This is a genomic window from Erwinia sp. 2186 (genome assembly GCF_057812255.1).
In genome coordinates, this window is record NZ_CM173824.1 from 4,337,996 (window position 1) to 4,363,989 (window position 25,994).

27 protein-coding genes are annotated in these 25,994 nt (G+C 48.3%); 11 read left to right on the top strand and 16 right to left on the bottom strand.

Features of this window, described 5'->3' with window-relative positions:
* The first annotated feature begins 123 nt into the window (after positions 1-123).
* From ACXKZG_RS20310 to ACXKZG_RS20355, 10 genes are all read left to right on the top strand, one after another.
* Positions 124-2,109 (top strand): CocE/NonD family hydrolase, encoded by a 1,986-nt coding sequence (locus ACXKZG_RS20310; protein WP_488875357.1) that lies wholly within the window; start codon positions 124-126, stop codon positions 2,107-2,109.
* Positions 2,110-2,158: 49 nt separating this feature from the next.
* The gene (locus ACXKZG_RS20315; RefSeq protein ID WP_488875358.1) at positions 2,159-2,806 is read left to right on the top strand and encodes a TetR/AcrR family transcriptional regulator; all 648 of its coding nucleotides are present in this window, start codon (positions 2,159-2,161) and stop codon (positions 2,804-2,806) included.
* Positions 2,807-3,003: 197 nt separating this feature from the next.
* Positions 3,004-4,467, top strand: coding sequence for a glycoside hydrolase family 1 protein (locus tag ACXKZG_RS20320; protein ID WP_488875359.1), 1,464 nt, complete (start codon positions 3,004-3,006; stop codon positions 4,465-4,467).
* Between the two features lie 638 nt (positions 4,468-5,105).
* Positions 5,106-5,654: a PTS glucitol/sorbitol transporter subunit IIC gene (srlA, locus tag ACXKZG_RS20325; protein ID WP_013360098.1), complete on the top strand. Its 549-nt coding sequence runs from the start codon at positions 5,106-5,108 to the stop codon at positions 5,652-5,654.
* Positions 5,655-5,668: 14 nt separating this feature from the next.
* Complete coding sequence (srlE, locus tag ACXKZG_RS20330; protein ID WP_488875360.1) at positions 5,669-6,658, top strand: PTS glucitol/sorbitol transporter subunit IIB; 990 nt, start codon at positions 5,669-5,671, stop codon at positions 6,656-6,658.
* A 14-nt stretch (positions 6,659-6,672) separates the two neighbouring features.
* Positions 6,673-7,041: a PTS glucitol/sorbitol transporter subunit IIA gene (locus ACXKZG_RS20335; RefSeq protein WP_488875361.1), complete on the top strand. Its 369-nt coding sequence runs from the start codon at positions 6,673-6,675 to the stop codon at positions 7,039-7,041.
* A gap of 13 nt (positions 7,042-7,054) precedes the next feature.
* Entirely contained in the window at positions 7,055-7,834 is a 780-nt protein-coding gene (gene srlD / locus ACXKZG_RS20340) for a sorbitol-6-phosphate dehydrogenase (protein ID WP_488875362.1), read from the top strand.
* 44 nt (positions 7,835-7,878) lie between these two features.
* Positions 7,879-8,241 (top strand): transcriptional regulator GutM, encoded by a 363-nt coding sequence (gene gutM / locus ACXKZG_RS20345; RefSeq protein WP_488875363.1) that lies wholly within the window; start codon positions 7,879-7,881, stop codon positions 8,239-8,241.
* An 87-nt stretch (positions 8,242-8,328) separates the two neighbouring features.
* Positions 8,329-9,096 (top strand): glucitol operon DNA-binding transcriptional repressor SrlR, encoded by a 768-nt coding sequence (srlR, locus tag ACXKZG_RS20350; protein ID WP_488875364.1) that lies wholly within the window; start codon positions 8,329-8,331, stop codon positions 9,094-9,096.
* 3 nt (positions 9,097-9,099) lie between these two features.
* The gene (locus tag ACXKZG_RS20355) at positions 9,100-10,062 is read left to right on the top strand and encodes a KpsF/GutQ family sugar-phosphate isomerase (protein ID WP_488875365.1); all 963 of its coding nucleotides are present in this window, start codon (positions 9,100-9,102) and stop codon (positions 10,060-10,062) included.
* A 125-nt stretch (positions 10,063-10,187) separates the two neighbouring features.
* Here ACXKZG_RS20355 and ACXKZG_RS20360 read toward each other — a convergent pair whose 3' ends face one another.
* The 8 genes from ACXKZG_RS20360 to ACXKZG_RS20395 all read right to left on the bottom strand — a co-directional run bounded on the left by ACXKZG_RS20360 (position 10,188) and on the right by ACXKZG_RS20395 (position 18,063).
* On the bottom strand, positions 10,188-10,607 hold the full coding sequence (locus ACXKZG_RS20360) for an efflux RND transporter permease subunit (RefSeq protein ID WP_488875366.1): 420 nt from the start codon (positions 10,605-10,607) through the stop codon (positions 10,188-10,190).
* 326 nt (positions 10,608-10,933) lie between these two features.
* On the bottom strand, positions 10,934-11,947 hold the full coding sequence (locus ACXKZG_RS20365) for a tyrosine-type recombinase/integrase (protein WP_224933835.1): 1,014 nt from the start codon (positions 11,945-11,947) through the stop codon (positions 10,934-10,936).
* A gap of 76 nt (positions 11,948-12,023) precedes the next feature.
* On the bottom strand, positions 12,024-13,508 hold the full coding sequence (locus tag ACXKZG_RS20370) for a conjugal transfer nickase/helicase domain-containing protein (protein WP_488875367.1): 1,485 nt from the start codon (positions 13,506-13,508) through the stop codon (positions 12,024-12,026).
* A gap of 129 nt (positions 13,509-13,637) precedes the next feature.
* Positions 13,638-14,624 (bottom strand): ArdC family protein, encoded by a 987-nt coding sequence (locus tag ACXKZG_RS20375; protein ID WP_488875368.1) that lies wholly within the window; start codon positions 14,622-14,624, stop codon positions 13,638-13,640.
* 78 nt (positions 14,625-14,702) lie between these two features.
* Positions 14,703-15,206 (bottom strand): hypothetical protein, encoded by a 504-nt coding sequence (locus tag ACXKZG_RS20380; protein ID WP_488875369.1) that lies wholly within the window; start codon positions 15,204-15,206, stop codon positions 14,703-14,705.
* A 217-nt stretch (positions 15,207-15,423) separates the two neighbouring features.
* Positions 15,424-16,398, bottom strand: coding sequence for a hypothetical protein (locus tag ACXKZG_RS20385; protein WP_488875370.1), 975 nt, complete (start codon positions 16,396-16,398; stop codon positions 15,424-15,426).
* An 83-nt stretch (positions 16,399-16,481) separates the two neighbouring features.
* The gene (locus tag ACXKZG_RS20390) at positions 16,482-17,012 is read right to left on the bottom strand and encodes a response regulator (RefSeq protein WP_488875371.1); all 531 of its coding nucleotides are present in this window, start codon (positions 17,010-17,012) and stop codon (positions 16,482-16,484) included.
* Between the two features lie 163 nt (positions 17,013-17,175).
* On the bottom strand, positions 17,176-18,063 hold the full coding sequence (locus ACXKZG_RS20395) for an integrase domain-containing protein (RefSeq protein ID WP_488875372.1): 888 nt from the start codon (positions 18,061-18,063) through the stop codon (positions 17,176-17,178).
* Positions 18,064-18,891: 828 nt separating this feature from the next.
* Between ACXKZG_RS20395 and ACXKZG_RS20400 the strand changes: the two genes are divergently transcribed.
* Positions 18,892-19,257 (top strand): hypothetical protein, encoded by a 366-nt coding sequence (locus ACXKZG_RS20400; protein WP_488875373.1) that lies wholly within the window; start codon positions 18,892-18,894, stop codon positions 19,255-19,257.
* A 90-nt stretch (positions 19,258-19,347) separates the two neighbouring features.
* Here ACXKZG_RS20400 and ACXKZG_RS20405 read toward each other — a convergent pair whose 3' ends face one another.
* The 8 genes from ACXKZG_RS20405 to ACXKZG_RS20440 all read right to left on the bottom strand — a co-directional run bounded on the left by ACXKZG_RS20405 (position 19,348) and on the right by ACXKZG_RS20440 (position 25,993).
* Positions 19,348-20,259 carry a hypothetical protein gene (locus tag ACXKZG_RS20405; protein WP_488875374.1) on the bottom strand — a complete coding sequence of 304 codons (912 nt, stop codon included), beginning with the start codon at positions 20,257-20,259 and terminating at the stop codon, positions 19,348-19,350.
* Positions 20,260-20,357: 98 nt separating this feature from the next.
* Entirely contained in the window at positions 20,358-21,875 is a 1,518-nt protein-coding gene (locus ACXKZG_RS20410; protein ID WP_488875375.1) for a conjugal transfer protein TraG N-terminal domain-containing protein, read from the bottom strand.
* A complete protein-coding gene (locus ACXKZG_RS20415) occupies positions 21,872-22,195 on the bottom strand; it encodes a hypothetical protein (protein WP_264273345.1) in 324 nt (107 codons plus the stop codon). The genes ACXKZG_RS20410 and ACXKZG_RS20415 overlap by 4 nt, the downstream gene beginning before the upstream one ends.
* Before the next feature lies 1 nt (position 22,196).
* Positions 22,197-23,612 carry an integrating conjugative element protein gene (locus tag ACXKZG_RS20420; protein WP_488875376.1) on the bottom strand — a complete coding sequence of 472 codons (1,416 nt, stop codon included), beginning with the start codon at positions 23,610-23,612 and terminating at the stop codon, positions 22,197-22,199.
* Complete coding sequence (locus ACXKZG_RS20425; protein ID WP_488875377.1) at positions 23,609-24,571, bottom strand: TIGR03756 family integrating conjugative element protein; 963 nt, start codon at positions 24,569-24,571, stop codon at positions 23,609-23,611. The genes ACXKZG_RS20420 and ACXKZG_RS20425 overlap by 4 nt, the downstream gene beginning before the upstream one ends.
* Positions 24,568-24,960 (bottom strand): TIGR03757 family integrating conjugative element protein, encoded by a 393-nt coding sequence (locus ACXKZG_RS20430; protein WP_264273348.1) that lies wholly within the window; start codon positions 24,958-24,960, stop codon positions 24,568-24,570. The genes ACXKZG_RS20425 and ACXKZG_RS20430 overlap by 4 nt, the downstream gene beginning before the upstream one ends.
* Before the next feature lie 255 nt (positions 24,961-25,215).
* Positions 25,216-25,527, bottom strand: a complete 312-nt coding sequence (locus ACXKZG_RS20435; RefSeq protein WP_488875378.1) for a hypothetical protein — start codon at positions 25,525-25,527, stop codon at positions 25,216-25,218.
* 70 nt (positions 25,528-25,597) lie between these two features.
* Complete coding sequence (locus ACXKZG_RS20440; protein ID WP_264273350.1) at positions 25,598-25,993, bottom strand: hypothetical protein; 396 nt, start codon at positions 25,991-25,993, stop codon at positions 25,598-25,600.
* Position 25,994: the final 1 nt, after the last annotated feature.

The window sequence follows — 25,994 nt, forward strand, 5'->3', positions numbered from 1 at the left end:
AGCAAAAGCTGGCTTTTTTTTGCACAAAATGCGGTCGCGATCGTGTTCCAGCAACAGGAACATTGACTTGTAAACGATCCACTTTAGAATTAAATCATCAACTGTTGATATAAAGAGAGTGCGATGAATAAAATTAAACCTACTGGCCCTGAAGTTTCACGACGCTCGTTACTGGCGGGTGCAGTGGGAATGGCCGTTACACATATGATGATGCCTAAGCTGGCATTTGCTCAAAGCGGCAGTACTAAAGGGAATCGCATCATGCAAAATACAAAAATCTATGGCGACAGCGCTTATCCAGTCTGGTATCGACGCCCGCTGCCTCTTAACGCTCCCCGCGCTCGCTATCCCGGTTTTGCTCCCGGCACCACTCTGCTAAAAAAAGGGACTATCCGGCGCGAAGGAGCAAAACCACTACCCTGCGACATCATCTTTGAGCGTGACGTTGCTCTTAAAATGCGCGACGGAACAACCATTTATACGGATGTATTCCGCCCTGTAGCGGACGGAAAATATCCGGCCCTGGTTGCATGGAGCCCCTATGGAAAAGAGATAGGCGGTCAGTGGCTGGATGATATACACGAGCGCTCCGGCGTGCCGCTGGAGTGGGTTTCAGAGCTTCAGAAGTTTGAAGGCCCCGATCCGGCATTCTGGGTCAACGAAGGCTACGTTATTCTGAATCCAGATCCTCGTGGGGCTTATAAATCTGAAGGTCATATCTCTTACTGGGGACGGCAGCTCGCGGAAGATGGTTATGATTTTATTGAATGGGCCGCGCAGCAGTCTTGGTCAAGTGGAAAAGTCGGTATGGCGGGGAACTCATGGCTTGCCGTATCGCAGTGGTTTATTGCAGCCGAGCAGCCTCCTCATCTCACGGCGATCGCGCCCTGGGAAGGGTTTGTCGATCATTACAGAGAGACTGGAAATCGTGGAGGAATCCCTGCGCCAGCATTTCCTGAAGTCATACTGAAATCTTTCGCTGGTGAGAACCTTGTAGAAGATCAGCCCCGAATGATTATGGAAAATCAGCTGATGGATGCCTACTGGGAAGACAAAAAGGCAAGGCTTGAGCGTATCAACATTCCTGCATACGTTGTCGCAAGCTATACCAATCACGCTCACACCCACGGCTCATTTGCCGGCTACCGTCAGATAGCTTCAGAAGATAAATGGCTGCGCGTTAATAATACAAACGAATGGCTGGATTTTTATACCCCCGCATATTCGCAGGAGCTTCTGGCATTTTTTGACCATTATCTTAAAGGTCATAAAAACGGCTGGGAAAACACTCCCCGCGTGCGTATCTGCGTTCTGGACGACGGAGGTAAAGATATTGTCGACCGCACAGAAGACAGCTGGCCACTGCCCCAGACTCAGCTAAAAAAAATGTTCATTACTTCCGGCTCGCAGCTCAGCCCCGTGGGGCAGAACATACCGGCGTCTCTCTCTTATGACGTATCCAGTGAAGGAAAAACAGAGCTTCACTTTACCTTCACCCAGGATACAGAGCTTACTGGCTACATGAAACTGAAGCTCTGGGTTGAAGCCCAGGGAGCAGATGATATGGAACTTGAGGTTGGCGTTGAGAAACGTAGTAAAGACGGTAAACCGTTTGAACGTCTGCTGGGTGAGGGTGTGAAAGGGCCTGTGGTCGCTTCAGGTTTACTGAGGGTTTCCCAGCGCGCGCTTGATCCAAAGCTGTCTACTGAAACAGAGCCCTTCCACCTGCATACGCGGGAAGAGAAGTTGCATGCTGGGGAGATTGTTCCCGTTGAAATAGGTATATGGCCGATGAGCATGCTTTATCATGCAGGTGAAAAACTGGTGCTGACCATTGCAGCACACCGCCCAATACCCACGAGTATTGACATGGGGTTTGGCTCTGCCGTCATAGAACTGCCTGCTTCCGGAGGAACCTATATCCCTGGAGAGAAAATTAAACGTATTTCCCTCGGTGGTCCGGCGTCAACGCTTCTGCCATTTGTCAGTGAACAGCAGGTAGCCACCCCCGTGAGCCGGAATGCAGGCCGGCATATCATTCACTTCGGTGGAAAATACGACAGTTACCTTCAGATCCCGGTTGTGAGTAAAATGGGCATGGTATTTTGATCAATAAAAAGCACCGGCCTGGTCTGGTGCTTATTCAAAACGGAATCTCATGAGCTCACAAGACAGCAGGCCTCCAGTACGAGGTCGCCGCCCCGGCGGGACAGTATCAGGGCGGGATGCGCTTCTTCCCGTAGCTACACGTTATTTTTCACGAAACGGCTATGACGGCACAACTCTACGACAAATCGCCTCAGAGGCCGGTGTGGATGTGGCCTTGGTGGCGCGCCTTTTCGGTTCAAAATCCGATCTCTGGAATGCGGTGCTCGAACATTTGCTGAATAAGCAACGGCATCATCTTGAAGAAATCAGAGCAATTGAAGAGACGTTCAGTATCGATCCTGCTGAAGGATTTCGACGGTTTATTCGCCACCTGACCGCTATCAGCGTCGAAATTCCAGAGTTTCCATCGCTGCTGCTGAACGAAGCTGCGAGAGGCGACGAACGGCTTGAATACCTTCTCCTGCATCTGGTCGCGCCGTTTCGTGACAGCTGTCTGCCCATCATCAGACTTGCAATGGAGAAAGGCATCATCAGAAGTCATCAACCCTCGCTGACTTTTGCATTAATGATTTCAGCAATTTCGTTACCTTTGATCACTCCAGGTCTGATCGACCCAGATGCACCTCAGTCCACATCTCTTTCTTCTGATATTGCTGATGAGGCTATACGCCTGTTCGTCGTCTCTGAACATTCCTGAACGACTGCCAGGTCGCAAAAGAGCGTCACGCTTTTAGCAGGTGGCGTCATGCAGGTAAAAACGTAAAAACAAAACGCCTAAGCAATATATCATCGACTGATGATATATTGTTGCTATTCATGATGCCCGTCCGGTTTTCCTGGCTGGGCATCAAAAAATTTTTCGTTAGCCTGACTATGTCAAAAGAGGAGTAAGCGATGAAAAACGGAATGCTGGCGCTAGGTATGACTGCAGTGATGAACATCGCCACTGCAGCTGACGTTCCTGATAATTTTCTGTGGGGGGCGGCTTCAGCTGCCTACCAGGTTGAGGGGGCAACAAATAAAGACGGTAAAGGCCGGTCTGTATGGGATTACTATCTTGATGAGAAGCACCTGGCCGGCCCCGGCATATCGGGAAGCGTTGCGATTAACTTTTACGACCGAGATCAGTACCTCAAAGATATTCAGTTGTTCAAAGAGCTGGGGCTGAACAGCTACCGCTTCTCTATCGCCTGGACACGTATTATCCCGGACGGACAGGGGCCGGTAAACCTTAAGGCGGTCGCGCACTATCGGCAGTTTATTACCGATTTAAAGGCTGCTGGAATAAAGCCTCTTGTAACGCTGTACCACTGGGATATGCCTGAGTCACTTTCTGCTTCAGGGGGATGGGAAAGCCGGCAGTCGGTAGAGTGGTTTCAACGTTACGCTGAGGTTATCTTTGCTAACTTCTCAGATCAGGTTGACCAGTTTGTACTGATTAATGAACCAACCGTTGAGGTTGCAACAAAGATCATGGCTGAGAAGCGGCTGAAAGGTGAGGAGCTTAAACTCCCCCCTATTGTTCCGGCTGGTCCCTATCTCGAAACTTCCCTGAAGTCTTATAACCATATTCTGTTGGCCTCAGCAGCGGCAGCAGAGAGTTTTAAGGCAGAAGGCTACAAAGGCCGGCTGGGAATTGCTCTGCCATTTTTCCCGATACTGACAGCTGAGAACGCGTCGGATGAAGACAAAGCTGATGCCAGTCTTGTTGACGGCATTCTTAATCGCTGGTTCCTTGATGCCATGTATAAAGGGAGCTATCCAGCCGATGTAATTAAGCTTGCAGCAGACCTACACCTGAATATTGACGTCCAGGCCGGAGATGCAGAACGCATTCATGATGCGGGCCTGGGTTTTTTGGGCATCAATTACTACGCTCCTTTCTTCATTCGCCATCAGAAAAATGCTTCAGAAGTCTATTCGCCCGAAATCATCTTCCCGAAAAATGAAAAACTTGCCTTCAATGGTGCAGTAAGACCCGATCAGTTTTCCGCCCTACTTGAGCGGGTGCGTGATGAGTACGGCAATCCACCGGTAATAATTACAGAAAATGGTGCTGGGTTTGAAGGTGAAGATCAGTTGACGAATGGGAAAGTGAACGATGTAAACCGCTGCCGGTATCTGGTAGATCACATCCACGCAATGAGGCAGTCGATTGCAAGGGGGGCCAATGTTCAGGGGTATCACGTCTGGTCCAGTCATGACAATCTGGAATGGTTAAGTGGCTATAAAAGCCGCTTTGGCATGATATACGTGGACTATGATACCCAGCAGCGTACACCTAAACTCAGTGCAGAAATCTACGGAAAAATCGTCCGTGGGGAAAATATTAGTGATGCTGACTGTAAAAGCAGCTAATTAAATCAGGAAATAAAAAAAGTAGGTAGCTTGACTGATCAGTCAGGCGTTACTTCGCCCCTTTGAACACATACTTATAGCGGACATTGGTCTCACGTCTGTCCGCTTAGCTCACTCAATCAAATCAGCTTCTTATCGCCGCTCTCCTGCCTTAATGGCAACCAGTTTTTATTTTGCTGAAACGTCGGCCATCATTTCCCGAAGCATCTGCGGCAGGAGATTTTTGCTGAACTGACCGGATTTACACCGAGTAAATGGTCTGGTCTCCCGACATGATTGAGGTGCTATCGATCGTTATCGATAAGCCTGAAATACTCCCGAATAAGGAGAGCGCGCCTAACTTAACCATCGCCCCGTTAGACAGCGGCAGCATTTCGCGTCTGAAAAGCCCAGTAAGTTTCTCGCGTGGAAAATACGGCGCTTTATATCATTTGCATCCTCTTATGCGAGTTACTCCTAGCTAGAACGCTCAGATGAGTAGTGAAATGAAAGAAATAACCTTTCATTTAACCTTTCACAATGAAAGATAAAATGAGTATTTTGTGATCCATTACTCTTTTATTGTTTCGTTATCGATCTACCTTGTTATCGCAGTGAATAAGAATTTGAATCTGTTCTCTACGCGAAGGGGTTTATAAATGATTGATAGCATTACACACGGAGCCGAATGGTTTATCGGACTCTTTCAGAAAGGCGGAGAGGTGTTTACCGGCATGGTTACCGGGATTCTTCCTCTCCTTATCAGCCTGCTGGTAGTCATGAATGCGCTGATAGTGTTTGTTGGACAGCGCCGCATTGAAGCGCTCGCACAGCGCTGTGCCGGTAATCCTGTATCACGCTACCTGCTGTTGCCGGTAATCGGGACCTTTGTTTTCTGTAACCCGATGACGCACAGCCTGGGCCGTTTTATGCCGGAAAAATACAAACCGAGCTATTACGCTGCCGCGTCCTATAGCTGCCACTCCATGAACGGCCTTTTCCCTCACATAAATCCAGGCGAGCTTTTCGTTTATCTGGGCATCGCCAACGGCCTGACTACCCTCGGCCTGCCGCTGGGTCCACTGGCCGTCAGTTACCTGCTGGTCGGTGTGGTGACCAACTTCTTCAGGGGATGGGTTACCGATCTGACTACCACCATTTTTGAAAGAAAGATGGGCCTTCAACTCGACCGCAACGTGCGTTTATAAGAGCGGAGAAAAAAATGACTAACACCATTACCGTTAAAAAAGGTGAAAGTGGCTGGGGCGGCCCGCTGACCATCACCGTTACTCCCGGGAAAAAGATTGTTTATGTCACAGCAGGAACCCGACCGGCGATCGTTGATCGGCTGAAGGAAGTGACCGGCTGGGAAGCGGTTGACGGTTTCAAAGAGGGGGAACCCCCGGTAGACGAAATTGGCGTAGCGGTCATTGACTGCGGCGGTACGCTTCGCTGCGGGCTTTATCCCAAGCGACGTATTCCCACGATTAACATACACGCCACCGGAAAATCTGGTCCGCTGGCACAGTACATAACAGAAGATATCTATGTATCTGGCGTCCGTCCTCAGGACATCCAGGCAGGAGATAATACGTCTTTACCTGACGCAGATAAAAAATCTGATGCAGTCAAAGCAGGTAAAGGCCGGGACTACGATACCACTAAAAAAATCACTGAGCAGAGCGATGGACTCCTGGCCAAAGTTGGTATGGGGATGGGCTCGGTAGTGGCGGTATTTTTCCAGGCAGGCCGGGAAACCATCGATACAGTACTGAAAACCATTCTGCCTTTTATGGCGTTCGTTTCAGCGCTGATCGGCATCATTATGGCCTCCGGTCTGGGTGACTTTATTGCACACGGCCTGACACCTCTGGCAAACAGTCCTATCGGTCTGGTCACGCTGGCACTGATCTGCTCATTTCCACTGCTTTCACCATTTCTGGGTCCGGGTGCCGTTATCGCACAGGTTATCGGCGTGCTCGTTGGGGTCCAAATCGGTCAGGGAACTATCCCGCCTCATCTCGCTCTGCCTGCACTTTTCGCCATTAACTCTCAGGCAGCCTGTGACTTTATACCGGTTGGATTGTCGATCGCCGAAGCCCGACAGGAAACGGTGCGTGTCGGCGTACCTTCAGTCCTGGTAGGACGTTTTCTCACCGGCGCGCCGTCAGTTCTTCTTGCCTGGGCCGTTTCCGGGTTTATCTATCAGTAAATGCAGGTGCAATTATGAAAACTGTATATGAATCAACGTTTATCGCTGTCGGTACCAGTGCCAGAGAGTCGCTGGACGACAACTTTATCATCACGTTTGGTGAGGGGGCACCGCAGGACGTCGCCGACTACTGCTTTATCCACCGGACCGAAGTCAATGAAGGCGGTGCCTTTGATGCCGGTTCCGTACTGGCCATCGGCGAGAAGGAATATCCGGTTACGGCCGTCGGCAGCGTAGCCCGTGAAAACCTGCGCGATCTCGGGCACATAACGGTGCGGTTTGACGGCGCAGCGGAGGCTGAATTCCCGGGAACTATTCACGTTGCAGGCAGTACGCCAGCCTCAATTGAACCGGGTCAGAAATTTCGTATGTTGAGTGAATAATCAGGAGAAGAACATGAATCAGGTTGCTGTAGTCATCGGAGGCGGTCAGACGCTGGGTGCTTACCTGTCGGAGGGACTGGCAAATGCCGGATACAGAGTGGCGGTTGCTGATCTTAATATCGACAATGCAAACAAAATAGCCGCCGCAATCAACGAACAACATGGTGCAGGTCGTGCGCTGGGTTTTCGTGTTGACGCAACGGATGAGGAGAGCGTCATCGCTTTAGCCCGTCAGGTAGACGAGCATTTGGGTCGTGCCGACCTGCTTCTTTACAGCGCGGGAATTGCAAGAGCCGCGCCGATTACTGAGTTTGGTTTGAGAGATTTTGACCTGTCGCTTCAGGTGAACCTGGTGGGGTATTTTCTGTGCGCCCGTGAATTTTCAAAGCTGATGATAAGAGACGGCATAAAAGGCCGGATTATTCAGATTAACTCAAAATCCGGCAAAGTCGGCAGTAAACATAACTCCGGTTACAGCGCGGCCAAGTTTGGTGGCGTCGGCCTCACGCAGTCGCTGGCGCTTGACCTTGCAGAATATGGTATTACCGTTCATTCCCTGATGCTGGGCAACCTTCTTAAGTCACCGATGTTCAAGTCGTTACTGCCGCAATATGCAGAAAAACTGGGCATCAGCCCGGATGAAGTTGAACAGCATTACATTGACAAGGTGCCTCTGAAGCGCGGCTGCGACTATGAGGACGTACTCAACGTTCTGCTCTTTTACGCAAGCGATAAGGCGGCTTACTGCACTGGACAGTCCATCAATATTACTGGTGGGCAGGTCATGTTCTGACAGATAAAACCGGCGGTGTAACCGCCGGTATAAGGAGTTCAAAGATGGATCCTGTTAATGCATTGATCTGTGCCGCAGCAATAGCTTGGACAGCGCAGATTGGGCTTGGTTGGCTTCAGATTAACCGGTTTAACCGTGCGTTGGCCGCGCTTTCCAATGAAGGCCGGGTACGAATCGGGCGATCGGCGGGACGTTTCAAACCCAAAGTGATTCTGGCTATGGCCGTCAGTGATGAGGGAAAAGTGACGGGCAATTTTGTGATGAAGGGACTGACCGTTTTCGCCCGACCCTACACAGAAACAGCGTTGTGCAACAAAGTACTCAGTGAAATCCAGCCTGAGGTCATATTTCCCACGAATAAAGCACTGTGTGAAGCGCTGTCGTTAGCGATTTCAAATAAAAGATGATAACTTTCATTCTGAAAGATATTCCTTTGCATCACCAGACAGTTTTTGGGGATGAAAGGATATTCAGAATCGTGAAGGGACCTTTTTATGAAACCAGTTGAACGTCAGGCGAAAATTCTTGAATACCTGCAGCAAAACGGGCGTACGTCGGTAGAAGCGCTTATTGCTCACTTTAATACGACCGGCACCACCATCCGAAAGGACCTCACCCGGCTTCAGCAGGAGGGCGCGGTCATCAGAACGTATGGTGGCGTGATGCTGAATCGCGAGGAAGGAGACCAGCCTATCGACAGAAAAACACTTATCAACACGGAAAAGAAAAAACGGATCGCCGCACGTGCAGCATCGCTTATCAGTGAAGGCGACTCGCTGATATTTGATGCCGGCAGCACTGTTCTGCAGATGGTGCCGCATCTGGCTAAGTTCAACAATATTACGGTGATGACCAACAGCCTGAGCATTGTGGTAGAGCTCAATGAGCTGGATAACGATCAGGTCATATTGATGCCAGGTGGAACCTATCGCCGCACTTCCGCGTCATTTCATGGCAGCCTGGCTGAGTCCGCTTTCAGTCAGTTCGGCTTCGATACGCTTTTTATCGGAGCAGACGGTGTCGATATGAATGCCGGCGTCACGACCTTTAACGAGGTTTTTGCAGTGAGCCAGGCCATGTGTAATGCAGCAAAAAAAATCGTTCTGCTCGTCGACTCCTCAAAGTTTGGCCGGCGCAGTCCGAACGTAGTTTGCAGCCTTGATACTGTTGACGTCCTAATCACCGACAGTGATATCACTGACGATACCCTTGCACAACTCAGGGAAAAAGGGATTGACGTCATCATTGCCGGAGATGAATGATCGATGAAAGAACTGGTGCTTTGCGCTGCCCGGGAGACAATTCAGACAGAACTACGAGAGGCATCCAGTCTTACGGAACGGCTGGACGATGGCTTCCTTCACGCCTGTCAGCGCATCCTTGCCTGTAAGGGTAAGGTGATCGTCAGTGGTATCGGGAAGTCTGGTCATATAGGAAGAAAAATTGCGGCAACGCTGGCCAGTACCGGTACGCCCGCTTTCTATGTTCATGCAGCCGAAGCCCTTCACGGCGATCTGGGCATGATTTCGGAAGGGGACGTCGTTATTCTGATTTCATATTCAGGGCATGCCGCAGAGTTTCGCCGGATGATGCCGCTCCTGAAAGCGCTTCCTGTTGGTGTCATCGCATTCACCGGCAGCCCTGTCTCTCCACTGGGTGAAGCGGCGGATCACTGCATAGACGTACACGTTAAACAGGAAGCCTGTCCATTAGGCCTCGCGCCGACCTCCTCTGCGGTGAACACTCTGATAATGGGTGATGCCCTTGCCATCGCCGTGATGCGCGCCCGTAACTTCAGCGAAGAAGACTATGCGCGGACTCATCCTGCCGGCAGTCTGGGTATGCGCCTGCTGTGTCGCGTGAGAGATATCATGCGGACAGATGCCAGAATTCCTCTCGTCGAATCGACGTCAACGGTTTACGACGCGCTTTTCGAACTGACCCGGACGGGGCTGGGAATGGTCGCTGTAACGGTCGGCGATCGCCGAATGCTGGGTGTTTTCACCGATGGAGACCTGCGCCGCTGGCTGCTTAAAGGGGGAGCCTTAAGTTCACCCGTACAGGACGCCATGACATCTCCGGGGTTCGCCCTGTCTGCTACTCAGCTTGCTGCCGAAGCTAAGGCCCTGCTTCAGGAACGCAGAATCTCCTCGGCACCGGTGATATCAAATGACGGTTTTGTCATCGGCGCCATCAGCGCCCTGGACATCAGCGAAGCCGGTATCTGACGCACAATTGTAACCCCGGTTGGCCGCGCAGCGAGGTAACGCCCGCCCGTGGTTAACCTGCTAAAGGTATACGCCATCACAAAGTCTGAAAGTGATGCAGAAACTTTTCGCAGGTTACGAATTCATCACGGATAAAAGGGGGAGTGAGTATATTTCTCACTCATCTCGTCGATCATCGCAAAGTCTGCACTCCGCGGTGGAAAGGGCGCACCGTACGGTACGCACTGACGTATTACTGAGCTTTTTGACGGCTGAATCTGCCTGCAACTTTCATGACGCCAAAAGAGAAAAAAGGCACGAAGAAAATTGCCAGCAGAGTGCCGCTGATCATACTCCCGAATACGCCCGTACCAATGTAAACGCATACTCACAGCTTCAAACGTCGCTTCTGACGTACCTTTCCCGTACTCATGAAGCTGTCTTGCAAACTCCATAATCAGAGTGAGATTTTTGGCCAAGAGTCCAATGATGGTGATCATGCTCACCTTAAACAACACGTTATTGGGCATATCGCGGAGCAAGGCCGCCAGCGGCACAAGCAGCATCCCCAAACCGGAATTGACCAGCTCTCATAGAGCACGGCCATAGTTTCAAGTCCATGAGTTCAGAGACTCAATTGGCAGGCGAATTGTGTTGAGGTCCGCTTTTCACTCACTGCGGACCTTCAAAATTTCTGCTTCATAATAAAAATACGCGATTTGTGCAGACACATGTTAATTCACGGGGGACCGTATTAAGTGAATAGCTAGCGGATAAAGCTTACTTTCGTTAAAGTCCTCTTAATATGACAAAGTATAAACTAGTATGTCTTACGCTATTTTTGCATGACATCACCAGTAGAAAATTATTCAGCTGGTGATGTCATGGAGTGCTAAGTTATTACATTCTTGAATGACTTAATATCTGTATGTAACCCTAACTCCCTCTCAAGCGTCTTTCCAGCAACATCTAAATTTATATCTATATATTCCATTGTCGTTGTTACGCTTCGGTGTCCTAATAGTCCCCTTACCATTTGGAGATTTCTATCAGGAGATTTCATTAACTCTGTAGCTAATGTATGCCTGAAGCGATGTGGAGACACTTGAAATCCACACTCTTTAGATAGACGTCTAAAAAAAGATTTTATTGGTTGTAATGTGGGTATATCGGGTAATTTATCGCGCTCGAGTTCATTACATAAAAATCGATTTACATCAAATAGGGCGTCATTTGGTTCGGCTCCATGCTTTAATGCTTTATGAATCAGTATGTCTAATTTTAATTTTAGTGGTCCTACGACAGGCACCCGCCATTCTCTGTGTGTTTTGCTGCCATCCAGACGTAATTCAATCCAGTTTTCTTCAAGATTGATGTCTTTCAAGCGCAGATGCATCAACTGATTAACACGCATGCCTGTATAGCGAAGAGTGTCCAATACAGTGATCCAGTACCATGCAGGATAGAGTGCACAACGCTTCATTTCTGCTGTTGTGATAACAGCATCCATATCGGCGTATTGCTGCATCAGCAGGTAGACGCGTGTTAGTTGTTGTCTTGATAGAGTCTTTTTTCGCTTATTGTCAGCACGAACTGACACATCGTTAAAAGGATTTTCAACCTGAGAAACGAGGTTTGCTTTGATAGCAAAATTAAGAAGCGCACGCATATGCGCAACTTTGTTATTCCAGGTGTTGGCCGATGAGCCCTCGACATTGATCACATGCCTTCGCCACTGCTGAATATCACGACGGCTGATGTCTCCTGGCTTTTTATCCTGACCATAATACTTACGGAACACGTTAACCACCTTGCGATAGCTCCACTCCGTATCCGGGCGGAGCACCTTCACAAAGAAGTATTCATCGAGCAAAAATTCCCAGCTAGTATCGTTTACCTGACTCATGACATTTCCTTCAATCAGCAATTTAACCGCTGCTCCCTAAGCAGCAACTCTCCTCCTTACACCTTCCTGAAAAGCGTCAGGGAACCACCAGAAACTGACTGTCATCAGGCACATGATTGGCCTGAAACAGCACTGTGGATTTGACCAGATAGCCTTTCACACGTTTATAAGGGCCGTTACGGTCGGCACTGTTGTAGAGAGTGGCAAACGTGAAGCGCTTGCCGTTGTTACGCCGATGTCGGTTAAGTCTTTCAAACCCTGCCTGAACGTTTTCACGTTCGTCTGCAGACTGACCGGTATGTTTCAGATAACGATAAAAAATGCCCGGTACCAGCAAGAAAACAAAACCTGCGACCAGTTGCACACGTGAATCTGCTTCATTGCATGCTATCGTTCCATTTTCGAGACCCTCACTCAGCCAGTGCCAAAAGGACTCGCCGATCTGTTTCTTAGATATTTGTGAGCTTGTCTCAGGTGCTACAGGGGCCGATTCTTGATCAGGTATTTGCGTTTGATAAGTATTACTGACGTTTATTTGATCACTTTCGGAAGATCCGTAGGTCTTGAAATCAATCACTTGGTGATCGCCGTCTGAATTTATTCCTATTTTTTGGGTTTGATTTTCATCTAAATCAGAACCAATACTCCATTCCTGGTGACGGATCTTAAATTGTTCCTCCAGATCAAAACTGGCTCCAGCCTGTGACATCACATTACCTTGATTAAAGTATTGTTCGTAAGCATCATCGAGCTCGGGTCGTGGCGCGTTTTTGTGCGTTTTAACGTCCACCACACGAAGTTGTAATTCCTCATCATCAACCTGAGTATTTTCCGCTGAATTTGATGGCTTGCGGCTGAGCCGATCTGAAACTCTGTTAATTAAATCGTGGATCTGTTTTTCCGGCGATTCGAATCCAGCTAACTCTAAATAAAAGCAATTTCTCGCAGCGGGCTGAGATTCTAGCCAGCGGATCGCTTCTTTCGGCAACATGGCAACAGTAAATGCGAGGCGTGTTACGCCTGCAGCTTCAGAGCCAAAATCAACGTGATTAAGCTGGAAGCGAAACGGTTGTTGCGGCGCAACTGATAGCGGAGCCCAGCTATTGCCATCATCAAATTCCCCCTCAATGTTCAGCAACTCCGGAACAGACCAGTAGAGAGCTAACCAAAAGACCAGGCAATTCCAGTGGCTGCTTTGCGCTGACTGGTCCTCTGGCAAAGCATTGGCTGGCAGGATCATGCCTTTCGCCAGTTGCATCATTACCACGATATTTTGCAGCGTCAGGTCAAGTAAACCGCCGCTGTAACGCCATTCAGAAAAGCGTCCAGCGGGCAGATTTTGATAGCGTTCTGACAGCGCCTGTAGTGGCTCCAGGCAAAATGAATTGAACAGTGATCGTGACAGCAAAGAACTCTGCCAGATTTTTTTTACCTGCATCTGCCGCGCCGGTGTGCCGAGCAACGTTTGATAGTTTTGCGGTGTGAAGTAGCCTTCGCGTTTAGCCGGAATTGACGGCTGAATAGTGCTGCGTCTTAACTTGTTTTGTAATTTTGGGAACATGATTCACCTCCGGATCGGAGGCACTATCGTTCCAGGTAGCAACTAATCACAGCTTAAAATCATTTTTGGAAAATGCGATTTAATGCCCGTCGAAAAAAGAAACCATCTCCGGGGGAGATGGTTTTGGTTTCAGGCGGCGTCTTCTTCAACCTCTTCATTGAGCGGCTTCAAAAGGAACTCTGATGCTTCGCGCGCCATGCGGCTTGCGCGGAATAACGCCTTTTTGTCTGACTTCAATATCGTCAACCAGTGATCGATATAGCTATCGTGCTGCACCTCACCGTAAACACCTAAGTGAGCACACAGGAATGCGCTACCCAACTCAGCAATCAACTCCTCAAACGCATAGACAGGATCGCCAAACCGACGCGTTGTTGAAGTGATGCCTTCACGGTTTAGACGCTTAACATGCCCGCTGGAATGCACCAGCTCATGTAGCAACGTTGACCAGTAATCCGCGCTGGTAAAAAACTGCGACGTTTTCGGTAAGACGATTCGATCAGCAGCAGAATTGTAATACGCACGATTTTGCTCGACGGAAGTCACCTGCACGCCAGAAGCGTTAAGCATCTCCAGTATCTGCCCATGCGTATCAGCATCCAGCTCGCCATCATCCTGGTCATCCATATTTATGGCAGATGTTGATGCAACGGATTCAGGAAGGTCATCGCATTGCTGCACGTTAAACAGAGGAATGCTGCGCAACATGATGCGTTGTTCCATAACCGGATCGCCTTGCGCATTTCTGCGTGTCTGGCCAGCTTTGTCAGTGGACTCAACCTCAAACGGTTTGAAGAAAACAGCAATGGTCGATTTCTCACCCTTACGAACGTGGCCACCCAGCGCTTGCGCCTGTTTCCATGTCAGCCAGCGGTTGGAATGAAAGCCTTGCTCCTCGGCAGCTAACCACAACAACATGATGTTTACGCCGTTGTAGTGGCGGCGGGTCGCTGCGTTGAAGGGTATCGGTGATTCAGCGGAACGCTTGCTGTCTCTCCATGGTTTACGCCAGGGCAAAACCCCTCGCTCGATCGATGCGACGATTTTGTCCGTGACCTGCTGATAGAGATCAACATTGTTGGTTGATGACTTACGGGATTTGGTTTTGGTCGGCATGGGATACTCCTTACGTGGCGTATCCCTTCCCGTAATGGCGAAGAGATACGCCATTGGGCAGGTTGAAATTGAGGGTGATTACTCGGGGTTATTGAGGATTGCTTCAGGTATTGGCCACTGGCCACCTAAGTGCTTAGTTAGCCACTCCTGAACATCAAGCCATTCAGCAAGTGTGCCATCCGATGAGATGTCATAGCAGCCGATGCAGAATCGATGTGCTAGCAGTAGCGTGGCTTTCACCATGAAGTCATAAGGTCGGTCTGGTGACCAGTTAAACGATGTCTTGCAGAATTCACTGCCAGACGAATGTTGGCCAAGGAAGAAACTTTCATACTCAAGATCTTCCTTCTCTTCGCCGTTAAATGAGATAGCGGGTTGTCGAATGCCGCTTTGTACTATCAGTTCTGCTGACTGCAAAAGTGGATAACGACCATCGCTTGTGCAAAGCACCAACGGTTGCTTATAGCCGGGAACATGCCGGTTTTGTATTATCAAAAACACGTTTGATAGCTGTACGGTGAACAGTAACCACTGATCGTCAGGAACTGATTTCAGTTGGGTGTAGCAATGGCAAAAGCCCATGGGTAAATCCTCCAGATGTGAAAAAAGGGGATTTATCCGCTAACGGGAGTAAATCCCCGTTAGGGTGGGTAAAGTGTGCCGTGCGGCGAGGTGATGAGAGAACCTTAACCATCTGAGATGGCACCCGCTCTAAAGGTGTGTGGGTATGGGGACCGCCAGTTGGCGCTTCTTTCAGGTCCTTGAAGCTTAAGCGTCATGTTTAATTTATATCAAAATATCATTTTTGAAAAGTTATAATAAAATCATTTCTGTTATACACTCTTCCACAAAATTCAAAGTAATCAATATGCTTTTTTGCAACAATCTTAATTGATGCATTATTTAACGCTAGGAAATGATTCATTCTCGCCATGCCAATCCCATCACCTGACTTTCCAGCGTTGATTGCCTCTATTCCTGAATAGCCTTCATATAGGACTTTATCAATCTCATCTTCTCTAATATTTAAGCTAATCATGCTAAATATTACATCGGATGTATTTTCTAATTGCCCATCTTTGATTGATATAAATAACTCGGTGCTTGGCTTGATATATTTCACTGTATTCTCAAGCATTAGGTAGAAAGCAACATTAATTGTTTCATAATCAAATGAAGCTCTTAGTGAGCTTTCATTTACATTAACTTCAACATGAAGATCTGTAAATTCAGGGAAAAAGCCATATAAAGAGTTCATTATAACACGATGCAAAACATGGGCATTAGGGCTAAGCTCAAATTCATCTTTAAGCATGGCATGATATATACCCATCTCACTTTTGAAGTGAGCATTATTTTTTGCTAGTCTAATGAGAACTGAAGTGGTCTCCCTTATCTTCTTCTGTACTTCATGTTCTCCTCTGGCCTTCCACTGCCGTGATGGAATTCCACTTCTATTATTAACGAAGTCCTGCGGTATTATTGAGTAAACACCTTGCAAATTATGAGCGTTGATAGTTGTTAAGTTATGAAGCAATCTGTTTAAGTGGATATTAACTTCTTTTTTTATAGTTTCATGAATATTAAATATTCTTTCTATAGAACCAAGAAGTAAATCAGCTTCCCGTTCTAAAGTTTTAGGGCTTTTTATGTGGTCAATAACATCAGAAATGCAAAAGACCTGCCCTCTACTATCTCTTTTCTCTAAAAAACGATAGTCAACTCCTTTAATCTTTCTTTTTGCTGAAGATTTACTTGAATCAATAGTGGACATTTCAATAGCCATTAGACCATTGATGTTATTGAAAAGTAGTTTTCCATTTGAATTAAATATTCTATAGAGGAACATCATATTACCTATGCGAATTTTTCAACAATTAATTCAAAGCGATAAGGATCTGCATCTTTTTCAAGAAAATCATCAACAACTTTTAGTGCCGCATGGAATCTGTTGCCATTCTTCTCAGCTGAATAAATTATTATTTTTTTGTCAGGGTATTTGTTCTTAAGCGCGATAGAAAGGCCTAACCCTTCGTCTTGAAATCCGAGCTTTACACCCACCCCTTGAATATCCACAAATATAATATTTGCATCAATGACCTCTTTTTGGTTCAGCGCTTTAACATCACTTATTCTTGTTGTATTATCCCATCCGGAGTTTTTTAGTATATCAATTACTAAAAAACGTTCGTCATCAATAAAAAGGATGTTGGTGTTTTTCATTTTAACCTCAATGGGGATTGGCGTAACACCGGGATTAATTGGTTGGGGTGTGGTTCTTTCTGAAAAGAACTTTCTTTTAATTAAAGCGCCTAAGCCTGTTAGCAAGGCTGTAATTACCACTGGTACAATAACAAGCCCCAAAGGTGAAGTTAAACTCTCGACCATATAGTTTTCTCTAAAATATAAATTAGGCTTTGCAATAATACATTATTTTAAAAAAATTTATTAGAAGTATTACACAAATGATATGCGTACGGATTTAGAGCGCGCCCTAAATTAATTAGATGAAATTTAATTCTGAGTTTAAATTAATTTTTGGAGTAAAACTCTAAATTAAGTAAATTATTTTAACGTAATGACCTCTGCCATCACCATGCCCCAAATCCATTGAAACCATTGCCTCAGCTTCTTTAATGCTTAGGCCATTTTTCATATGCCATTCTCTAGCCTCCCGCGAATATGCATATCTTAGACTATGTGGCGCTTCTTTCCCTAAGAGTCCTGAATCCTTAGCCAGATTTCGGTAACGATCGATTGCACTCCTCAGCCCAGTTTTATCAATTAACTTTCCGCCATGTTCTTTCGAATATGCCACCGCTTCATTCAAGCTGCGCGCAAGTTCCTCGCGTCTAACCACTGTCGTATCTCGAGGTCTACCACCCTTAGTGCCAAATACAACTCGCAGACGCTCATCACCTCGCGCCAGCGCCTGCTGCCATGTCTTAAGTGATTTCGCAGACTGCACAGCTTCCTCGGTCCTCAAACCGAGATAACGAGCAATCTCCATCGCCAACGCGACACCTTCGTCTTTACTCCGTACGAGGGCGAGCGCCTCGTGAAAGCGCTCGTCCGTGATCGCCGTCTTTGATCCGGCTCTACTGGCACCTGACAGGTTGAGCGCATCATTGCTCAACTTCTCATGCTTCGGATCGGCCAGTTTTGTTCTGCCTGCAGTGGTCAGAATCGCTCGCAGCGCCGCCATCTCGTTTTGCAGCGTGCGCTTAGAAATATCATCCGCCAAGCGGCTTTTAACGTAAGTCTCAATGTGATGCGTCTTGATATGATTGACGTCTCTGATCTGGATGTTGAGTTTCAGCATCTGTTCAGCCAGCCGTGCTGCTATGCGCGAGCGATCGGCAACGGTTTTGAAACTGCCGCCAGATTGTCTGGCCAATGTCACCAGCTGTTTGCTGAACTGCTTGTTTCCTCGCGACATACATCCTCCAAAAAAACATCTCTACCCCGACGGCATGGTTTCAGGTTGCGCTTCCTGCGTCTCAGCGGATATCTGTGCATCGGGGCGGCGAAATGTTGAGTTGTTGCGAGGTCTCCACAGCTCTCAGAGCTGATCGCGGCTAATGCCGGTTCCTGATTACTCAGGACGCCTCCGTCCGTCAGGTTCGCTGACGTCGCCTTGATATCGCGTTGATTTCCTCCTCAGATAAGTTGCCAACGTTCATAAAATGTTGGGGCAGTTGATGGTTGTAGTAACGGACTACGTGTTGGTCAGACGGTAAACGTCGTCGCAGAAGGCCGTATTACGTGGTGTTGACGTATACGCGCTGCGCGCGTCACTTGGTTGTTGCTACGCGCCAACGCAAGTGACGCCGCGCAGCTTCTGCCTGTATTTGCGAGGTCCGCTCGTCGCCAAATGTTCCAAATGGCGGAAACGATCACGCAAACTGGCCGTGCGCTGTAGCTGGTATAGATGAGATGAAGTTGATTGAACCGTAGTGAAGTGATGGAAACCTTGGGCGTTGCTATTGCCCGCTACTTGCAAAGGTTGAGTAGCTTTGCCGCTTATACCGGATGCAGCCGCCAAATGGCGTTTCTCACAGGCTGCTGAAACTTTCGCTGACAACCGCCGCTGGGGTGCCCCTTTCAGGTCATGAGGGCTTTGTTGGTTGCGTAAACAACAATGGCAACGGCTAAAACTTAGCAAGTGCGGTCTTTTAGGTCAAATTGTTAGAGTGATTTATAGTTGAAAAAATGAGCAAAAAAGTTAATGCTTACTGTATATATTTAAGTCAGCGAAGGAGGCTGTATGCCGAAAAATTCACATCGCAATGGGATGAAAATTGGCGGAGCAGCCAGAGCAACGATTACTTTTCTCGTTAGCATTAGATATCACATGTTAGCTAGAGCGGGCCAATCAGCATGGAAAAAAAAATTGGCGAGCATGCTATTTATTGGAAGCATTTTTGTCATCATTGGTTTGGTGTCATCCGCTCTTTATTATGCTATCGGTATCGTTGGGCCAGTGATCCTTTTATTAATCGCAATTGCTCTACCTAAATCCCACCCTTCGCCAAGTGACGATGATGACAATATCTATAGTTTTAAAGATGGTTATCGTGATGGGCCGGAAGGTTATGGATATTATTCAGGTGGATATAAGACTGATGATTAACATTGAATCTTTATCATTTTTCTTGATGGGAGTTCATGATAATTGTGTAAGACATGGTACTTGATATTCCAAGGGGATTTTAATTCCGATTTACATCAGAGATCCTTTTAAAGAGTTCTCGATGGCTTTTTCTCTAGATACAAACCCACTATTATTACACCTTAAACAACCATCCCCCTTGCAATTAAAACATTTAAAATCGATAAAGTTATTAAGATTGATTAGTTGGAATTTATAATATTTTATTCTTCCAATTCCTCCACATGCAGGGCAAAACTCACCTTCAAGAGTTTCTGAACCTTCACAGACAGGGCAGCAAACGAATGAGCTAAATGATGGTGACTTAGAATTTGATGATTTTCTCGCAAATTCAGCATTAATTTCAAACTCTTTAATCTTCATATTAACAAATTCATTAATTCGTTTTAAAACTTTTTCTCTTTCCAATTTACCTGTAACTTCTTCTTGATAATATGGAAGTACCGGGCCACCGGTCTGATAAGTAACTTCGCGATTCCTAATAAAAGCAGGCTTTACCTCCTCTGGTTTAAGATGATTGGGATGTCCTTCATATTCAATGATAAGTGTTGCTATGCTTTTTTCAATTCCTCTATTGTGTTGCAAAATAGTGAGTTTAAGATCGGGGTGGAGTAGTTTATTTGTTTCTGTATTCAATACGTCAAGCTGTAACTCAAATAGAATTTTATATGTTCCGGAAACACCTGAAAAACTTAGGTTTGTTTTTTCTTTAATATTGGTGCTATATGTTCTCAACTCTAAAGGCTTAAATGTTTCCGCTATGCAAGCAATAAATTTAACCTCTGCCATTGAAGCGTTAGCCCTGGTTATTAATCCCAGTAGAGCCAATGTAATATACTCTCCAATTCTAGAGTTGAATTTTTTATAAAACTGATTTCTACTATTACTATGTATTAGTCCATCTCTTAAAACATCAAGTTTCCTATGGAGATTACTTATATGCTGAGGTGGTTTTTTAGTCATTCATTATCATCTTTGTCATATTTATAACATTAAAGGGACGATTCAAATTAAAATATTAAACATAAATTTTAATCATACGCCAGTAGTTTTATTATAATCTATTTTAATCTCGCCGCGCCATTAGAAACTGACTCACCAGCTTTCCCTGCAGCACCTTGCACATTCTTGGCCCCATTCGAAAACATCTCAGCCATCCCACCAACTCTGATGCCAGCCCATCCAAATGCAGCCATCCACAGCGCAGGCAAGACAATAAACATTGCGCCCATAACAAAGTTCATAATCAAATCGTCAGAGCTATTCTGGAACCCAGCCGCATTCCAGCGGCTATGCGTATCAGAACTGTACAGTGCTTCCATTAACCAACTATCAAGCCAGCGCGCCAGTTCCCACCAGAACGTTAGGAAATTAAGCGCGAACACTACAAAACTCACGGTAATAACGGTTTTAAACTCATAACTACCAAATGCCAATATCAACGGCAGCATCACATAAATCGCCATGAGCAATAATGCCTGCACCATCGGTAATGCCTGGCGCATCGCATCAAATGCTGGAAACGCAGCCAGACTACCCAATGACATTCCCGCAATACCGCCAATGCGGCTTGCAGAATTATCCAGTGTGAAATCGGCATTGCCGCCATAACCGGCATAGGTGCGGCCATTTTGTGAAACGGTCAGACTTTCGGGGCTGACCAGGCGACGAACAATGCTTTCTTTATATTCGGTGTTGTCCTTGCCCATCATTTTCAATGCAGCAGACATGCGCAGCCACATGCCGGGTGAAGCCTGATCGACCACTCGCGCTTCCAGGCCGGTATCAGTGCTGGACCACCATTCGCGGCAGGTTGGATAGCCACCGCGACCGGTGTCCGGTCTGCCGCTGTCGCGACTTTCGTTCCACGGGAATGATGCGCGCGGCGTCTTGGATTGCAGCTGGTCGTAATAACCGCTGCCATTCAAAAAGGTGCTGCTGCCCAGCCATTCAACATCGCGCAGCGCATCTTCCTCTTTGGTTTGCCCTTGATCCTGCTGCTTCCACAGATACAGCGCCAGTGCATAGCAATCGTTGGTGAAATCCTGCAGCTCGGCGGCAAGTGCTGGATTGCTGATGCGGGTGTGCTGCACTTCAAAGCGCAGCTGGCGTAAATCCGGGCGGCAGGGAATTGTCGCCACAGCTGCCTGAGTGATGCCTTTGGATAGCTTGTGCATCAGCACCCACCAAACTGGTGCTGCTGCCGTTTGCCCATCCATGCTGCTAATGATTGTCGAATATCCGCTTTCATCCGGCGCTTTTGGCGTCCAGGTACCGCAGCTTTTTGAGCGAGACTCATCGTATTGAATGCTGTCGAGGCTGACGTTAATGATCGGCAGGCAGCAAACCAGCATGACGAAGAACGCGCTGTAGAGCGCGTTCTCGATGCGTGGCAGTGATAGCTTACCTTTGTTGCCCTCGTCATCACCTTCCTCGCGCACCTTGAGCCAGATCCCCACCACTTTGAATATCAGCGGCACTGCAAACAGGCCCGTGGATATCAGCAGACCCCAGATGCCGTTATTGATGATCCACCCCAGCAGGGTAAGAAAGAACTCCAGATAGCTGTTCGTGCTCACCAGTGGCCTCCTGTTGTGGAGTACAGCGCCCATTCCATGACGACGATATATAGCGTGCCAATGCTGCAGATGCGCAGAATCATGCGACGCCAGGCGGGATCTGATTTCTTCAATTGCCAGCATTGATAGGCGAAGTAAGCGGTCACCGCATAAATCACTAGCCGCCATATCAGCCATACAACCCATGTTCTATCGAACCAGCGCATGAGATGCGTCAGTGCTTCAGGTGATTTACTCGCAGACCAGAACAAAGCGAGGGCGATGCAGACTATTGCGGTGAACGTTAACAGCCATGCGAAAACCTTCAGAAATTTACGCATCTCACTCCTCCCCGGATGGCGCGGAAAGCTGATTGAAACGCGAATCAGTATTTTCATGCGGCTGGCGCTGCGGGTTAGACGTGGCACGATTGTTTTCGCGATCGATGATGGTCAGCACCGAGTTGCGCGCCAGCTCCCGTTTGAGTTCCATTTCATTCTTGAGTGCGGTGATTTCTCGATCGAGCGATTCAACGCGGCGATCGCCTTCCTGCAGTGCTTCAGGCATGGCAGCGGCATTTGGCTCAGATTGGCCGGTGACGATCATGCGGCGCATCAACAGCGCGGTTTCAACTGTGTCAGCCATTGCCAGTTCACCCGCTAGACGACCAACCAGCGCCGCGTTGTCTGGGTCGCGTTGCAGCGCTTTGATTACGCCGCTGGTGATTGCCAGGCTGCCGGTGCGCAGCTTCGCCAGGTTCTCGGCGTTGGGTTTCTCCGCACCATTAACCAGTTTCACAAGTTGCTCACCGTTGATGCGTGTCGCTTCTTCCAGCATGGGCGAAAACCCGGTTCCCGCGACGCTGGCGCCAGGTTGCTGATCAACATCTCCATCGGTGCATTGCGCGGCATCCTTACAGGTGCGAATCGAGCGATCGCCCAGCACTTTCACCACGGCTGCTGCGGCTTCTTCAGAGTTGGCAAATTTGCCACAACTGCCACCCGTGCAGCTGTCACCCGTAACGCTGCCAGTGCTGGTAACAGCCAGGTTGTTCATCATGTTGTAGCCTGCAGCGGTGAGATCATGTGTGGGTCGGATCGCACGCTGGCCACGTCCGCCGCGCTTTTCACCGCCAACCCAGTTGCTGCCGGATTCGCCCGTCACTTTTTCACCGGCATCGTTCACGCGTATCGCATCTGCGTCGCCGCTATTCACCAGCTTCTTGTACTCATCCATCGCTGCTTGCTGCGTCCATTTACTGGAGTCCGAGAAATCCACCATGCGCTTGGCCATGTTCTGGCAGTTGAGCTGCGCCTTGTCGAATGCCACATTGGCCTGCAGCACGCCGTTGGTGAGCATTTCATACAGGCCGGGATTGGCACGCTGAATCACCATCGCGGGTAAACTGGCCACCGCGCCGGTTGCTCCCTGAACCACATCACCCATCAGGTTTTTAAAGCCGTTAGTCATGCCGTTGAGCTGATTGCCCACGGTAGCTTTAAGGTCGAAGTTGCCGCATTGCAGATCTGAGCTCCAGCCAACGTCCAGCCCCAGTTTCTGCATGCTGCTGCGCGTGGCGGGCTGCGAGATCACCGAGCCGCCGCCAAGGGTATAAAACAGCTTGTCGGACACCGCGCCGCTGGCACTTTTGCCGTAGCCCATGCTGCTGTCCTGCACTTGCGGTAGCGAAACCTCAAACGCATGAGCGCTGGTAGTAATCAGCAATGCAGTCGCAGCGAATGAAAAACGAGAGATCATGATTCACCTCCAAAGTCGGTGCTGTAGAGGAAGGTCTGGCCGCGCCGCTGGCAACAGCTGTAAGGTTGCCAGAGTGCAAAGGCTTCATTGCCATCAACCGCTGGTGTGAAATTGCCATCCGGGAACACCGCGCAGGTTTCGCTGAGTAGCGGCGATAGTCGCTGCCATTTGTGATTTTTGAATCCGGTATTTTCTTCAACCGGGCCCGGTGGCCAGTAGCCAGGAGATGGATTGCCTTTGAGGGTTTGATAAACGTGAGGCTGACCAGTACGAGTGATGATGTCGGCAACACGCTGCGCTACCACGGCTGCGGCTTTATCATCATCTGTCTGTGTGACGAAGCCCGATCGCGGATATACGTTGCTCCACATATTGGCCGCTGCCTGACTGCCGATCTCGCGCATGCCTGGCACCAGTGCTTCCGGGTAGAGCGATTCAGGTATGCCGCTACGCCATGCCAGCGTATCAAGCGTGCTCAGAAAATAGGGATTGAATGGCTTTGCCGCGCTTTTGCAGGAATAGCCAGAGATGCTGCCGCCAATCAGCGAAGTCGCTGGATGGCCAATCGCATCCGCATATTTAAAGTGCAGATTGGTTTTGCGTTTCCCCGGGGCTTTCAGCTCCTCATTGCCACCACCTGCTGGCACGCCGTACATGCCATTTTCGAGCCCGCCTGCGGTCTGGCTGACGAATGCCATTTCGCTCCACGGATTCGCGCCACGTTGGGCATACGCCGACACTACGGCTTCAGGTATGAAGTGCGTCACTTTCACCGACGTGCGCACCTTGCAGCCAAACGGCGTGCAGAACAGCCAGTAGCAAATCCCACTAACGCGCCAACTGATGCATGAAGGAGAAACCGCACTCGCGATTATCTGGGCGCTGGTGATCGCCGCTTCAGTTGCTGGCTGCACTGCAGCAAAAAGCAACGCAGCGCCAGCCAGTTTCGCGCGCGTCATTGGTGGCCACCTTGCGTGCGAATGTTGCTGGCAATATCTACATCAGTGGTGCCATACACCACATCAACATCATCAAACACCACGGCTGGATACTTCTCGATGCCCAGCTTCCATGCAGCGATTACGCCTTGCCAGGCTTCAACTATCTGCTGCTGTTGCTCGATGCTCATACGCTGCAGGCCGCTCTTAGCCTCCTTTTCAGCACTGGATGGATCACTGCTGAATTGGCCAAACATCGCATTCTGCAGCCGGTCAGGCGCATCAAGAAAAATGACGCGAGTTTCGGAATCCGCATTGATTGCAGGATGATTCGCAGTGGTAAATACGGTAATCGCAGCAAAGGTAGGCGATGCCAGAAGCATCAGTACAAGCGGAAGCAGCGCTTTCATCAGACTAACTCCACAAAGTGAGTGAAGCCATTACGTTGCGCTGTAAAACTGAGCAACACAGTAAACAACTCTGTGCTGGATTGCGGAATTAAATGAATCCCCAGCCCAAAGGGGTGCAGAACAACTTACCTGGGGGAAGATGTAACCTTTGGACTGGAGACAGGCACACTATGCTGATTTCAGGACCAGTTCACAATTAAGTGAGGTCTGATTTGTGCGTCATTTCGTGTTGATTGATTACCTAGCCATAAGGATTTAAAGAGAGGTAATTGTCTTAACTTCATGCTGGAAAACGTAGGGATCAGATAACAAGCTGAACTTCTCATCTTCGGGGTAAGTCACAGCGTCATGATAATCTTCACCGGCAAAAGCTTTGATTGATTCGATATCAGTCCAATAGGTAGCCAGGAAAAAATGTTCCCAATTTTGTTGTGTGACTCGTTTTACCTCAGCACCAAGATTGCCTTCAATTCCCTGAGAATGTTTTACGCCAGTCAGTTGAAGGTGAGTTGCAAAACCTTCCGCATGCTCAAGCGGTACACAACCATGCCATGTTCTAACAATCATGTTCTTCCTCCTTAAGTAATGAGAGAGTTACATTAACTCAATGAATCCGATGGATAAAGAAGCCATGAAACTACTTTTTTGTAAGTTGGTGGGCTAGATATAACTGCAAATAAAGCAGGTCCGCCGCATCCACCACCGTCATATACCAGCGCGGATGGTGGTAGTCATCTTGCGTTGGCCAGCTCAGATGGCTATTCACTGTAATCAGCAAATCAATCGAGCTGCACAGCTTGCCTTTGAAGTTAAGCGCAAGGCATGAATGACTGCCTACACGTTGCGGGTGACTGGTGATCTGCACGGGAGGATTCACGCGCGTACGGATTTCATCGCAAAGCCTGTCCAGTAAAGCCAGATCGCTGCTCAGGATTTCAGGTTCACCCTGCGGCATCAAAGTAAAAAGCGTGCGCGCAGCCTGGCGGGAAATCGTCGTGGTGATGCGGGGTACGGGATATTTTAGTTTTAACATA